Raw genomic sequence first — 13,422 nt, forward strand, 5'->3', positions numbered from 1 at the left:
CAGGCGGTGCGGGAAAACAGAAGTGGTGCGTCAGCTCAGATGGGGTGCGCGGCCGCTCCGGCGCTGCCCGCTGTGCCGACTGTGCGTCGGCAGGGTCGCTCCGCGGAACCTGCCGCGCGCGCTTTTGCGTCCCGCGCGCGTGTCGTTCGAATGACGCGCGCGGGGTGACGGGAACTGCGCGGGTGTCGCTGGGGCGGTGGCGTCGTGAATGGCTGACGGGTGTCGCTGGGGCGGTGGCGTCGTGAATGGCTGACGGGTGTCGTACCCCCTTGGCACAATAATTTGATGGCAGTAGGGGGTCCGCGGCTTATCGCGCTGGACGTGGACGGCACGTTGCTCGATACCGGTAGTCCGGTGAGCGAGCGGGTGGCGGCGGCGGTGCGCGCGGCCATCGGGGCGGGCGCGCACGTGGTGGTGACCACGGGGCGGACGGTGCTGACCACCCGGCCGGTGCTCGCGGAGCTGGGCCTTATCGAGGGGCACGCGCTGTGCTCCAACGGAGCAGTGCAGGTCGACGTCGCGAACGGTCAGCCGGTCGCCATCGAGGCGTTCGATCCGGCGACCGCCGTGCTCGCGCTGCGCGCATTGATTCCGGAGATGATCTTCGCGGTAGAAAAGGTGGGCGTCGGGCACTGGGCAACTGGTGCCAGTCCCGGCGAATTCTCCATCGGCGAGTACCTTTTGGTCGATCACGGCGCTCTGAGCAGCGAACCGACGCCGCGTCTGAACGGCTGGTGGCCGCAGGGCACGCTGGCGCAGATGCGAGCCCTGCTGCACGAACTGGAAGTACCCGGTGCGAGTTGGGTGCACGGCGAATTCGGGCCCTGGCTCACCGTATCCCGTCAAGGTGTCTCGAAAGGCTGGGCGCTGGAACGTCTCCGCTGCGCCCTCGGCGTCCCGCACACCGCGACCCTGGCCATCGGCGACGGCTACAACGACCGCGAAATGCTGCGCTGGGCCGCCCATTCCGTGGCTATGGACAACGCACCGGACGAGGTCAAGACCCTGGCGACCGAGGTGACCGGCACCGTCCACGAAGACGGCGTCGCCACCGTCCTCGAACGCTGGTTTCGGCCATAACTCCTGCGCGCCGGCGAGGTCGCCACGCCCGACCTACCTCTCCGGCGGGCGTGCGGTTTTCGGGACCGGCGCCAGGCACGCCTCAGCGGTTGGACCATGCAAGGTTGCGAAAGACCCTCGGCGTGAAGGGCGCGGCCCAGTGGTCGGTGTGGAGGGCGTGGCTCTGTGGTCGGTGTGGAGGGCGTGGCTCTGTGGTCGGTGTGGAGGGTGCGGCTCTGTGGTCGGTGTGGAGGGTGCGGCTCGGTGCTTGGCGTGGAGGGCGTGGCTCGGTGCTCGGCGTGGAGGGCGGTGCCCAGTGCTCGGTGTGAAGGGCGTGGCTCGGTGCTCGGCGTGGACGGTTGCGGCTCGGTGGTCGGCGTGGAGGGCAGGGCTCAGTGGTCGGCGTGGCTCGGTGCTCGGTGCTCGGTGCTCGGCGTGGAGGGCGTGGCTCGGTGCCCGGTGTGAAGGGCGTGGCTCGATACTCGGCCTGAAGAGCGAGGTCGGTACTCGGCATAAAGCGTTGCAGCTCAGTGGATTTCGATGCGAACGACGGGTGGTCTGGTCGGTGTTGCCGAGCCGGTAACCGGTTCGGCGGTGATGCCGAGTGCCGTGGTGGTGCGGAGCAGATCGGCGGTGAGTTCGGTGGTCGTGTCCGCGGTGTGCATCATGCCCGCGGAGCGTGGCGTGCCGTCGGCATGGATCAGCCAGAGTTGGTAGCCGTGACCGGAACCCGGCGCGGGGAGCCCGGTCGCCGACACCACCACCTTGCCGACACTGCGGGACAGCACCGCCGTCACCGAACCATCCCCGGCGAAAACCACGCCGGTGTGGGTGACGGCGTCGCGGGCGTTGCGAACCTGCTCCGCCACCGTCACGTCCGGCCCCGCGGTCCGATCGACGAGGACCAACCCCACCGCGACGACGGCCGCTGCCACCGCGACACCGATCCAGACTCGGACCAGCCATCCACGCCGATCGATGTCGGCCGGAGAATCGTTGTCCGACAACTCTTCCAACGGCGGCAAGATCACTGTGCGTTCCAACTCGCCGACAGTGGGGATGATCTGCGTCCGGCCGAGTGCGCTCGCGGAGCCGCAAACCTGTGGGCGCGTGGCGATCTCGGCGAGTACCCGCTCCTGCACCGCCGTCGCCGGCACCGGGGCGAGGGCGGTCGCGAGCCGCACCGCGACCGGACGTAACGCGTCGACCTCGACGTGACAGGGCGGGCACTCGAGAAGATGGCGTTCGAAGTCTGCCCGTGCGTCGCCGGCCAGCGCATCCAGCACGTATGCGCCGGTGCGGTGGTGTAATTCGGCCGTCACGACTGACCGCCGATGCTCTCGCGCAACCGGAGCAGACCGTCGCGCAGCCTGGTCTCGATCGTGCCGACCGGCGTGTCGAGTACCTCGGAGACTTCCCGAGTGGAGTAGCCGCCGTAGTAGGCGAGGATCAGCGACCGGCGCTCTGAGTCGGTGAGTTCCGTCAGGGACCGGCGGACCACCTCGTCCTCGATCCGGTCTACCGTGGTTTGCAGGGCTTCATCGAAACACCAGCGCAGTTCGGTCTGTCCGTCCCGGTCGGCGCACGCGGCCCGCACCCGGTCCACGGCGCGACGATGCGCGATCGTCATCGCCCACGCCAGGACCGGCTGGTGCTGCTCGTCGAACAGCGGGGCCTGCTCCCAGAGTTCCAGCAGCACGTCCCGCGCGACCAGCTCGGACTCGGCGTGGTCGCGGATCACCCGCGTGACGAGGCCGAGGACCGGTGCCGCGACGAGGTCGCAGAACTCGGCGAAGGCCTGCTCGTCGCCGCGTCCGGCCTGCCGGATCAGTAGTTCCGGGGTGGCGGCGCCGGGTACCGCTCGGGCGGAGATGACCATGTGGTGTCCTTCCAAGCCTGACCGAGCCGGAAGCCGTGCACGGTGATCACGGCGAATGTGGCCCAGATCATATGTCGCCCCCTTTGCCGCGCCACCCCGGCTACCCCGAAACGGCCGCTTACGCCGGACCCGTCTTCGCGAGGACCTCGAGGTAGTGCGGGTTGGACATGAGGCCGAGGACATTGCCGAACGGGTCGACGACGGCCGCGGTGACGAAGCCGCTTCCGGTGCCGCGCTCGATGATCGGCTCGTATTCCGTCGCGCCGAGTTCGAGCAGGCGGGCGAAGGTGGCCGCGAGGTCGTCGACATGCCAGTTGACGATCGCGCCGCCGGGAGCGTTCCGGGCGCCCGCCGGGGCGTAGGCACGGTTGACGATGCCGAATTCGTGCAGGTAGTCGCCGATCCGGAATTCGTAGTAACCGTTGGGGACGTGGAAGTACGGCTCGATGCCGAAGAACTCCGTGTACCAGTCCTTGGCGGCCTCCAGGTCGTCGGCGTAAAAGGTGCTCGTCGCCATTCCGCGCAGCATCTCTGATCTCCTTCGTCGGTTCGTTCTTGCTGGTGAAATCAATGATCCGGGATAAAGTGCGCACGGAATGAGCACTTTTTCCGGCAGAATTGTGCGCATGCGAGCGGACAGATTGGTGGCGATCCTGCTGATGATGCAGACGCGCGGGCGGGTGACCGCGGCCGAGGTCGCCGCGGAGTTGGAGACCTCGGTCGCCACCGCGCGCCGTGACCTCGAAGCGTTGTCGATGGCGGGTGTCCCGGTGTATCCGCAGCCGGGCCGCGGCGGTGGATGGTCGCTGGTCGGCGGAGCGCGCACCGATCTCACCGGTTTGACGGCGGGGGAGGCGCGGGCGCTGTTCCTGCTGGCGGGGCCCTCTGCGGGGTCGGTCCCCGAGGCGAAATCGGCACTGCGCAAACTGGTTCGGGCCCTGCCGCAGACCTTCCGTTCAGACGCGGCGGCAGCGGCCGACGCGATGGTGATCGATCCGTCCCGCTGGGGGCAGACGGACCGCGAACTCCCGCAGGTGGTCTCGCTGCTGCAGCGAGCGGTGGTGCAGCGCAACAAGGTTCGCCTGCACTACACGGGCAGGAATCGGGAACGCACTGAGCGCCTGGTTGATCCGTGGGGCCTGGTCGACAAGGACGCCGTCTGGTACCTCATCGCCGGGACGGACCACGGTCAGCGCACCTTTCGCGTCGACCGGATCGCGGAGGCGGTAATCACCACGGAAACGGCATATCGTCCAGTCGATTTCGATCTATCCGTTGCTTGGCGCGAAGTCGTGGACGAGATGGAACAGCGTCGCGCGAGCACAGCGGCCACCGTCCTCATCCCGGAACGCCTGTTGCCCATCCTGCGTAATCAGCAGGGAAGGAACTGCGTGGTCGACGGCCCGATCTCCGACGGCCGCATTCGCGTCCAGGTCACCGCTCCCACATCATGGATGCTCGCCCAGCAACTCGCCGGGTGGGGTGCGTCCATCGAGGTCCTCGACCCACCGGACGTGCGTGCCGAACTGGCCCGCATCGGCACCGAACTTCTCGACCGGTACGGCGGCGGGTAGGCCGGACCTGGCGCATAGTCCGGCCGGCCCGTCCGTACCCGGCGGCGCCCACAATTCCTACCTCCGCGTACGACCGACCGTTCGTGTTCGTGGAATTTCGTGGAACAATGACAGTATGACCGAGCCGAAAACCGCCGGTGACCAGCAGTCCGGCGCCGACCAGCGGCTGGCGAAAGGCGCCAGGTCCCGGGCTTCGATCGCCCGGCATGCCGCCGATGTGGCGTCGGTCGAGGGGTTGACGGGCGTGAGCATCGGCAGGCTCGCGACCGATCTGGGCGTCAGCAAGAGCGGCATCGCGACCTTGTTCGGCAGTAAGGAAAGCCTGCAACTCGCCGCGATCAAGGTCGCCCGTGAAGTCTTCATCGACGCGGTCGTCACACCGAGCATGAGCGAGCCGGCCGGGATGCCACGGTTGCGGGCCGTGGTCGAGCGGTGGTTCGGCCAGGTCGCCGCGCCCGCGTTTCCCGGCGGCTGCTTCCGGGTGGCCACCATCGCGGAGTTCGACAGCCGTCCGGGGCCGCTGCGCGACGCCATCGCGGCGGACAGCCGCGACTTCGCCACCTTCCTGTCCAACGAGATTCGCCTCGCACAGGAACAGGGCCATCTCACCGGACGCAATGCCGACGTGATCGCCTTCGAATTGGGCGCGGTGATCGCAGCGGCGCACAGCGCCCAGCAGATGGGTGACGAATGGGGCGTCGCGACCGCCCGCTCGATCGTCGACAACCTGCTCAGTGACTGACCCCGGCGGATCGGTTCAGGCGGACAGGGTGAGCGTGTTCGCGAGCGCCGCGTCGTAGCGTTCCCACCCGATTTCGGACAGCGCCGGATGCGCCCCGATGACGTCGGCGTGCACCACGTGCGGGGCGGCCGCCACGAGGCGATCGGTCAACAGCCCTGGGGCCAGGAACCACGGCGCAACCATGATCTCTTCGGCACCGCGCGCGTGCAACCGTGAAATAGCTTGGTTCACAGTGGGTTCCGTGGTGGCGAAGCAGATCTCGGTGAGCTGACCGGTGCGCGCCGCCAGTCGCCGCGCCACCTCGGCGGTCAGCGCGTTCGCCGCCCCCGACGAGGAGCCGACGGCGGCGACCGCGATGCCGAGGCGCGACGACGCGGTGCGGCGCTCGAGTACCCGATCCCGCAGCGCGCCGATCAATCGGGCGTCACGCCCGAGCACATCCGCCTGCGTCAGCCGCAACTGCGGATGCCGGGTGCGGGCCGCGGCCAGCAGTCCGGGCAGATCCACCCGGGCATGGAACGCGCTGCCGAGCAGTAGCGGCGTGACCACCGCGTGGGTATGTCCCGCCGCCGCGACGGCGGCCACCACATGCTCGACCGACGGCGCATTGAGATCCAGAAACGCCAGTCGCACATCGTATTCCGGCCGCGCCGCAGCGATGTCGGCGACTACCGCCGCCATCGTCGCGGCCGAGCGCGGATCCCGGCTGCCGTGCGCCACCGCGATCAGCGCGGGCCTGCCCCGGTGGGCGGCGAGCCCGCGCATCTCAGGCTCCGGTGCCGACCTCGACGGTCGACAGCACGTCGCCGACGAGGCCCGCGGCCAGGGTGTTGCCACCCGCGGGATCGATGAGCAGGAAGCTGCCGGTGTGCCGGTTCACCCGGTAGTCGTCGACCGCGAGCGGCTCGGCAACCCGCAGCGATACGCGACCGATGTCGTTGAGCGCCAACGACTCCGGGTTCGGTTCGGCCGCGAGCCGCTGCTCGTCGAAGCGCTCCAGCAGTCCGCCGACGATGACCTGGGTCGTGCGGGTGCCGTGCTTGAGCAGCAGGCGCGCGCCCGGGTGCAGCGGCTTGTCGCCCAGCCAGCAGACGGTGGCGTCGAAGGTGTCGATCGGCTCCGGAGCGTCGGCCACCGAGGCGATGATGTCGCCGCGGGAGATATCGACGTCGTCGGCCAGGATCAGGGTGACGCTGCGCCCGGTCTGGGCTACCGCGAGCTCGCCGTCGGGCGTATCGATCCGCTCCACGGTGCTGCGGATGCCGGAGGGCAGCACCACCACCTCGTCGCCCGGCGCGACCGAGCCCGCCGCGATCTGGCCCGCATAGCCGCGGTAGTCCGGGTAGTCGGCGGTGCGCGGCCGGATCACGTACTGCACCGGAAAACGAAGTCCCAGTGTGTGATCCCCGGTGCTGTCGGCATCGACCGGCACCGACTCGAGGTGCTCGATCAGCGACGGGCCGGTGTAGTACGGGGTGTTCGACGAGCGGGTCGCGATGTTGTCGCCGTGCAGCGCGGAGACCGGGATCTCCAGCACGTCCTCGTCGGACCAGCCGAGCGTGCTGGTGAGCCGGTTGAATTCGGCGGAGATGTCGGCGAAGACGGTCGCCGCGTCGTCCACCAGGTCGATCTTGTTCACCGCGAGCACCAGCTTCGGCACGCCGAGCAGCGCCAATACCGCGGCGTGCCTGCGGGTCTGCTCGATGACGCCCTTGCGCGCGTCCACCAGCAGGATCACCAGCTGCGCGGTGGACGCGCCGGACACCGTGTTCCGGGTGTACTGCACGTGCCCGGGGGTGTCCGCGAGCACGAAAGAGCGCCGGGGCGTGGCGAAGTAGCGGTAGGCGACATCGATGGTGATGCCCTGCTCCCGTTCCGCGCGCAGGCCGTCGACGAGCAGCGAAAGGTCCGGCGTCGCCAGGCCTTTGTCCACCGACGCGCGGGTGACGGCGTCGATCTGGTCGGCGAGCACGGATTTCGTGTCGTAGAGCAACCGTCCGACCAGAGTGGACTTGCCGTCGTCGACAGAACCGGCGGTGGCCAGCCTCAGTAGGTCGGACATGTCAGAAATAACCCTCTCGCTTGCGGTCTTCCATCGCGGCCTCGGACACCCGGTCGTCGCCGCGGGTCGCACCGCGTTCGGTCAGTCGGGACGCGGCCACCTCGGCGAGGATCGCCTCGTTGTCGGCCGCGTCGGAAAGCACGGCACCGGTGGACGATCCGTCGCCGACGGTGCGGTACCGCACCGAGAGTGTCTGCAGCGCTTCACCTTCGCGCGGCCCACCCCAGACGCCGGGGGTCATCCACATGCCGTCGCGCTGGTACACCGGACGTTGGTGCGCGTAGTAGATGCTGGCCAGGTCGATGTCCTCGCGGGCGATGTAGCGCCAGATGTCGAGCTCGGTCCAGTTGCTGAGCGGGAAGACCCGGACGTGCTCGCCCGGCGCGTGCCGCCCGTTGTACAGGTTCCACAGCTCGGGGCGCTGGCGCTTCGGATCCCACTGCCCGAAGGCGTTGCGCAGCGAGAAGATCCGCTCCTTGGCGCGCGAACGCTCCTCGTCGCGGCGGCCGCCGCCGAACACCGCGTCGAAGCGGTGCTCGCTGATCGCGTCCAGCAGCGGCACGGTCTGCAGCGGATTGCGGATGCCGTCGGGGCGTTCGGTGAGCCTGCCGTCGGCGAGGTAGTCCTCCACCTTGGCGACATGCAGCCGCAGCCCGTACCGCTCGACGATCCGGTCCCGGAACTCCAGCACCTCGGGCAGGTTGTGCCCGGTGTCCACGTGCAGCAGCGCGAACGGCAGCGGCGCGGGCCAGAAGGCCTTGAGCGCCAGATGCAGCAGCACGGTGGAGTCCTTGCCGCCGGAGAACAGGATCACCGGCCGCTCGAATTCGCCTGCTACTTCCCGGAATACGTGAATCGACTCGGATTCCAGCGCCGCGAGGGTATCGAAATCGCTGATCCCTAGGGCACGCTGGGTAACGTTCGAGGCTTCGTTCACAATCATCTCCGTCATGACTGGTGCAACCCGCATTCGGTCTTGGCGAGGCCGGCCCAGCGGCCGCTTCGCGGATCGGATCCCGGCTCCGGCTTCCGCGTGCACGGAGCGCAGCCGATGGACGGATATCCCTCTTCGACAAGGGGATTGACGAGAATGCCGTGCTGTTCGATGTAGGCCTGCATCTCGTCGTCGGACCACGCGGCGATCGGATTGATCTTCACCAGCCCGAACGCCTCGTCGAACGAGATGAGCGGGGCGTTGGCCCGGGTCGGCGCTTCCACCCGGCGGATGCCGGTGACCCACGCGTTGTAGCCGGACAGCGACTTGCGCAGTGGGACGACCTTGCGCAGCCGGCAGCATTCCCCGGCGTCGCGCGCGAAGAGGTCCTTGCCGAGCAGCCGATCCTGTTCGTCCACAGTGTGTTCCGGCCGTACGTTGACCACGTTCACCCCGTACACCGCCTCGACGGCGTCGCGGGTGCCGATGGTTTCGGCGAAGTGGTAGCCGGTGTCCAGGAACAGCACGTCCACGCCGGCGTGCACCTGTGCGGCCAAATGGACCAGCACGCCGTCCTGCATGTTCGACGCGACGATATAGCCCGACCCGAAGGTGTCTTCGGTCCATTGCAGCAGGTCGACGGCGGACGCGTCCGGCCCGAGGTCGGCGGCGCCCTGCGCGGCGAGCGCGCGGAGCTCGTCCTCGGCCAGCTTCGCCACCAGTTCCGTTGTCACAGTTGATCTCCCATCACGTGCCCGGCGCAATCGAGGCTCATTTGAGATCCGCCTCGTCGGCACGAACGGCCCACTGGGCGAACCGTTCGCCGTCCTCGCGGTGCTTGATGAAGTTGCGCACCACCCGCTCGATGTAGTCACCGAGATCGCTGCTGGTCACCTTGTGCTGACGCAGCTTGCGCCCGAAGGCGCTGTCGAAGCCGAGGCTGCCGCCCAGGTGCACCTGGAAGCCCTCGACCTGGTTCCCGTCGCCGTCGTCGACCAGCTGGCCCTTGAATCCGATGTCGGCGATCTGGGAACGCGCGCAGGAGTTCGGGCAGCCGTTGATGTTGATGGTCACCGGAACGTCCAGCAGCGCATTGAGATCCGCGAGCCGGTCCTCGAGTTCGGGCACCAGTGCCTGGGACCGCTTGCGCGTCTCGGCGAAGGAGAGCTTGCAGAACTCGATGCCCGAGCAGGCCATCAGGTTTCGCCGCCACAGCGACGGGCGCGCTTGCAGTCCGAGCGGCGCCAGCTCCTCGATCAGCGCGTCGACCTTGTCGTCGGCGACGTCGAGCACGATCAACTTCTGGTATGGCGTGAACCGGATCCGGTCGGCCCCGATCCGCTCCACCGCGTCGGCGACCTTGGTCAGGATGGTGCCCGAGACGCGGCCCGCGATGGGGGAGAAGCCCACCGCGTTGAGCCCGTTCTTCAGTTTCTGCACCCCGACGTGGTCGATCGGCTTGGTCGGCTGCTCCGGCGCGGGACCGTCGATCAGCTTGCGCTTCAGGTATTCGTCCTCGAGCACCTGCCGGAACTTCTCGATGCCCCAGTCCTTGACCAGGAACTTCAGCCGCGCCTTGGTGCGCAGCCGCCGGTAGCCGTAGTCGCGGTACAGCGAGACCACGGCCTCCCACACGTCGGGCACCTCGTCCAGCGGCACCCACGCGCCGACCCGCTGCGCCAGCATCGGATTGGTGGAGAGACCTCCGCCCACCCACAGGTCGAGACCTGGGCCGTGCTCGGGGTGCTCCACGCCGACGAACGCGACGTCGTTGATCTCGTGCACCACGTCCTGCTGGCCCGAGATCGCGGTCTTGAACTTGCGCGGCAGGTTGGAGTATTCCTTTTTGCCGATGTAGCGGCGCACGATCTCGTCGATGGCCGGCGTCGGGTCGATGATCTCCTGCAGCGATTCCCCCGCCAGCGGGGAGCCGAGGACGACACGCGGGCAGTCGCCGCACGCCTCGGTGGTCTTCAGCCCGACCGCTTCGATCCGTTTCCAGATCTCCGGGACGTTCTCCACCTCGATCCAGTGGTACTGGACGTTCTCGCGGTCGGACAGATCCGCGGTGTCGCGGCCGAATTCGGTGGAGATCTGGCCGAGCGTGCGCAGCTGCTCGACGTTCAACGCGCCCGCGTCGCAGCGGATCCGCATCATGAAGTACTTGGCCTCGAGCAGGTCGATGTTCTCGTCGCCGGTCCAGGTGCCGTCGTAGCCCTGTTCGCGCTGGGTGTAGAGACCCCACCAGCGGAAGCGTCCGCGCAGGTCGCCCTTGTCGATGCTGTCGAAGCCGGCCTTCGAATAGATGTTCTCGATCCGGGCGCGCACGTTGAGCGGGTTGTCGTCCTTCTTGGACTGCTCGTTCGGGTTCAGCGGCTCGCGGTAGCCGAGCGCCCACTGGCCTTCGGCCCTGCGCCGCACCGGCTTACCCGTGCGGGCGCGTGGCGCCGCCGAGGCTTCCGGGCGCGGGCGGTCGGGTCGGACGCGGCGTTCGGCGGCGGGGCGGTCGGGTCGCGCTTGCGGGCCGGGCCGGGACTCGGGGCCGGACTGATCGATCGGACCGGCGTCGGTGCTCGACGTCATGGGGTCGCTCCTGCGGGTTGGTGATTGCCGTGCAGAGGGCGCGAGGGGCTGATCTCGCACCTGCGGTGTGCAGCGGAGGCGATGCGGAACTTTGAGGGTCGCCGGTTGAGCCCGGGGAATGGGCGCGCTGAACTACCGAGAAGAGTTGGTCAGACAGCAGGCGCTACAGACGCGCTTGTAGTCGACGTGGCGACGTGCCACAAGTCGTACTCCCGATGCGCGCATACGGATTATTGTGCCATGTCAGCGACGGCGTTCCGACCCCTCGCCCATATTTTCCGCACTTTGCCGGGAAATCCCCTGGACCGTTCCCCTGAGATGTGACGGCTGTCATAGATCAACCGGCGATAGCGGCTCGTGATGCGGAAGACTTGCCGAAGTGAGCTGTCTCACAAGGGGTCAGGCACCTCGATTCGCCGTTTGACCTCAACTAATGTTGAGGTGTAACCGTTGTCGGCATGAGCACTGCAACCACCGAACTCGACGCGATCCGCGCAGTCGTCGCCACTGTCCAGCACGCCCAGCAGAACGAACTCGTCGACGAGTTCGTCGGTCTGTTCCGCGAAGACGCCATCTGGACCACCGGCCACGGCCGGCGGCTGTTCGGCCGGGCCGCGATCGCCGAGTTCACCGCCGCCGCCCTGCCCGGCGCCATGCGCGACGGCACAGCTACCTACGAGGTCGAGCACGTCCTGTTCATCCGGCCCGATGTGGCCGCGGTGAAAGTCGTCCAGCGCTATCTGAACCACGACGGCGAACTCACCGGTCAGGGCTCCCCGATGTATGTGATGGCGAAGGAGGACGGCCGCTGGTTGCTCACCGCCAACCAGAACACGCCCGTCACGGACTGATGCCCCGCCCCCGTTGCCCGCGTGCGGCCGGGGAGCGGGGGACCGGCAGACTGGAGGGGTGAGTTCCCCTGCGGCTGTCCCTGTCGAAACCGAAACGTCCGAGCCGGTGCTCGGCGACTTCGGCGGCGGTGCGTTCGGGATCTACGTCCACGTGCCGTTCTGTGCCACCCGCTGCGGATACTGCGATTTCAACACCTACACGGCGGGCGAACTCGGCACGTCGGCGTCGCCGCAATCCTGGCTCGACGCGTTGCGTGGTGAGTTGTCCACGGCGGCAGAACGTTTCGCGGCACTGCCGACGGCGACCCCCGAGGTGGCGACGATCTTCGTCGGCGGCGGCACCCCCTCGCTGCTCGGCGGCGACGGGCTGGCCGACGTGCTCGACGCCGTCCGCGCGAACTTCACCCTCGCCGCCGATGCCGAGGTGACCACCGAATCCAATCCGGAATCCACCGATCCGGCGTTCTTCGAGCGGCTGCGCGGCGCGGGGTTCACCCGGATCTCGCTCGGCATGCAGTCCGCCGCCGCGCACGTGCTGAAGGTCCTCGACCGCACGCATACCCCGGGCCGGGCGGTCGCGGCCGCGAAGGAAGCCCGCGCCGCCGGATTCGAGCACGTCAATCTCGATCTCATCTACGGAACGCCCGGCGAGCGCGACAGCGACCTGGATGCCAGTCTCGATGCCGTGCTCAGCGCGGGCGTCGATCACGTCTCCGCCTACTCGCTGATCGTCGAGGACGGCACCGCGCTCGCCCGTCGAGTGCGCCGCGGCGAACTGCCCGCCCCGGACGACGACGTCCTCGCCGCCCGCTACGAACGCATCGACGCCCGCCTCACCGCCGCCGGTCTCGCCTGGTATGAGGTGTCCAACTGGGCTGCCGGTCCGGCTGCGGCCTGCCGGCACAACCTCGGCTATTGGGACGGCGGTGACTGGCTCGGCGCCGGACCCGGCGCGCACAGCCATGTCGGCGGCGTCCGCTGGTGGAACGTGAAGCATCCCGCGCGCTACGCGGACCGGGTGGCCGCGGGCGGCCTGCCCGCTGCCGGCTGGGAGGCCCTCACCGCCGACGAGCGCTACACCGAGCGCCTCATGCTCGCCGTCCGGCTCCGCACCGGTCTGCCGCTGACCGAACTCGACGAGTTCGGCGCGGCCGCCGCCGACCAGATCGTCGCCGACGGCCTGGCGGCTCGACACGAGGACAACCTGGTGCTCACCGACCGCGGCCGCCTCCTCGCCGACGGCGTGGTCCGCCGTCTGCTCGTCCCCTGACCACGCCGCCCCTATCGCGCCGTTAGGGATTTCCGCGGACTCCTGGGTTGGTTCGGCTATCGCGGAGCCGATGACCCTTGTAGGCTTCGGACCAACCCCAAGGAGATTCATGTCCCCGGCACGACACATCACCCTCATCCATGAACCGGGCGAATTCGCCGAGGCGCGGGCAGCGGAAAAGGCCGAAAATGCGCGACAGAGCGCAGTGGCCGCCCGCACGGTCGCCAGTTATTCACAGAATGCCGATGATTGCCAATCCCTATTGGCGATGCTCGGCTTGGACGCCCTAGCGGGCAAACAAGCCAGGGTCTGCGACTAAAGTTCGGGCCCGGTCGGGTCGTCCGAGCCGGTGCGCGCAGCGTGCCATCGACCCGAGTTGCGGGGCCGTCAGCGCGCCCGGCTGTTCATTGATGTCGGCCCGTCAGCGCGGCCGACATGATTGCGCACCAGCACTCCATCGCGGTCGGC

General features: G+C 68.5%; 15 protein-coding genes. 6 read left to right on the forward strand and 9 right to left on the reverse strand.

The features are described from left to right. Positions 1-285: 285 nt before the first annotated feature. Positions 286-1,080 (forward strand): HAD family hydrolase, encoded by a 795-nt coding sequence (locus tag TY25_RS08175; RefSeq protein ID WP_042255310.1) that lies wholly within the window; start codon positions 286-288, stop codon positions 1,078-1,080. 506 nt (positions 1,081-1,586) lie between these two features. On the opposite strand, the gene TY25_RS08180 is transcribed toward TY25_RS08175, so the two are convergent. The 3 genes from TY25_RS08180 to TY25_RS08190 all read right to left on the reverse strand — a co-directional run bounded on the left by TY25_RS08180 (position 1,587) and on the right by TY25_RS08190 (position 3,467). Continuing rightward, positions 1,587-2,381, reverse strand: a complete 795-nt coding sequence (locus TY25_RS08180; RefSeq protein ID WP_042255312.1) for an anti-sigma factor — start codon at positions 2,379-2,381, stop codon at positions 1,587-1,589. After that, on the reverse strand, positions 2,378-2,938 hold the full coding sequence (locus TY25_RS08185; protein WP_042255314.1) for a sigma-70 family RNA polymerase sigma factor: 561 nt from the start codon (positions 2,936-2,938) through the stop codon (positions 2,378-2,380). Before TY25_RS08185 ends, TY25_RS08180 begins: the two co-directional genes overlap by 4 nt. Before the next feature lie 118 nt (positions 2,939-3,056). Next, a complete protein-coding gene (locus TY25_RS08190; protein ID WP_042255316.1) occupies positions 3,057-3,467 on the reverse strand; it encodes a VOC family protein in 411 nt (136 codons plus the stop codon). A gap of 97 nt (positions 3,468-3,564) precedes the next feature. Between TY25_RS08190 and TY25_RS08195 the strand changes: the two genes are divergently transcribed. Both TY25_RS08195 and TY25_RS08200 read left to right on the forward strand, forming a co-directional pair. Beyond that, positions 3,565-4,512: a helix-turn-helix transcriptional regulator gene (locus TY25_RS08195; RefSeq protein ID WP_042255318.1), complete on the forward strand. Its 948-nt coding sequence runs from the start codon at positions 3,565-3,567 to the stop codon at positions 4,510-4,512. Between the two features lie 115 nt (positions 4,513-4,627). Beyond that, complete coding sequence (locus TY25_RS08200; protein ID WP_042255319.1) at positions 4,628-5,254, forward strand: TetR/AcrR family transcriptional regulator; 627 nt, start codon at positions 4,628-4,630, stop codon at positions 5,252-5,254. Positions 5,255-5,269: 15 nt separating this feature from the next. On the opposite strand, the gene TY25_RS08205 is transcribed toward TY25_RS08200, so the two are convergent. From TY25_RS08205 to TY25_RS44650, 6 genes are all read right to left on the reverse strand, one after another. Next, positions 5,270-6,019, reverse strand: coding sequence for a sirohydrochlorin chelatase (locus tag TY25_RS08205; RefSeq protein ID WP_042255320.1), 750 nt, complete (start codon positions 6,017-6,019; stop codon positions 5,270-5,272). A 1-nt stretch (position 6,020) separates the two neighbouring features. Continuing rightward, on the reverse strand, positions 6,021-7,316 hold the full coding sequence (locus TY25_RS08210) for a sulfate adenylyltransferase subunit 1 (protein WP_042255322.1): 1,296 nt from the start codon (positions 7,314-7,316) through the stop codon (positions 6,021-6,023). 1 nt (position 7,317) lies between these two features. Further along, positions 7,318-8,259, reverse strand: coding sequence for a sulfate adenylyltransferase subunit CysD (cysD, locus tag TY25_RS08215; protein ID WP_088607245.1), 942 nt, complete (start codon positions 8,257-8,259; stop codon positions 7,318-7,320). Between the two features lie 5 nt (positions 8,260-8,264). Next, positions 8,265-8,984 (reverse strand): phosphoadenylyl-sulfate reductase, encoded by a 720-nt coding sequence (locus TY25_RS08220; RefSeq protein WP_042255324.1) that lies wholly within the window; start codon positions 8,982-8,984, stop codon positions 8,265-8,267. A 37-nt stretch (positions 8,985-9,021) separates the two neighbouring features. Further along, the gene (locus TY25_RS08225) at positions 9,022-10,833 is read right to left on the reverse strand and encodes a nitrite/sulfite reductase (RefSeq protein ID WP_081868747.1); all 1,812 of its coding nucleotides are present in this window, start codon (positions 10,831-10,833) and stop codon (positions 9,022-9,024) included. A 132-nt stretch (positions 10,834-10,965) separates the two neighbouring features. Beyond that, entirely contained in the window at positions 10,966-11,058 is a 93-nt protein-coding gene (locus tag TY25_RS44650; RefSeq protein ID WP_366929490.1) for an Ms4527A family Cys-rich leader peptide, read from the reverse strand. Positions 11,059-11,291: 233 nt separating this feature from the next. Between TY25_RS44650 and TY25_RS08230 the strand changes: the two genes are divergently transcribed. The 3 genes from TY25_RS08230 to TY25_RS41525 all read left to right on the forward strand — a co-directional run bounded on the left by TY25_RS08230 (position 11,292) and on the right by TY25_RS41525 (position 13,273). Beyond that, positions 11,292-11,684 carry an SgcJ/EcaC family oxidoreductase gene (locus TY25_RS08230; RefSeq protein WP_042255325.1) on the forward strand — a complete coding sequence of 131 codons (393 nt, stop codon included), beginning with the start codon at positions 11,292-11,294 and terminating at the stop codon, positions 11,682-11,684. A gap of 106 nt (positions 11,685-11,790) precedes the next feature. Next, the gene (hemW, locus tag TY25_RS08235) at positions 11,791-12,954 is read left to right on the forward strand and encodes a radical SAM family heme chaperone HemW (RefSeq protein ID WP_042255326.1); all 1,164 of its coding nucleotides are present in this window, start codon (positions 11,791-11,793) and stop codon (positions 12,952-12,954) included. Positions 12,955-13,063: 109 nt separating this feature from the next. Continuing rightward, a complete protein-coding gene (locus TY25_RS41525) occupies positions 13,064-13,273 on the forward strand; it encodes a hypothetical protein (protein ID WP_081868749.1) in 210 nt (69 codons plus the stop codon). Positions 13,274-13,422 lie beyond the last annotated feature (149 nt).

The sequence above is a fragment of the Nocardia brasiliensis NBRC 14402 genome (assembly GCF_000308475.2).
Classification (GTDB): domain Bacteria; phylum Actinomycetota; class Actinomycetes; order Mycobacteriales; family Mycobacteriaceae; genus Nocardia; species Nocardia brasiliensis.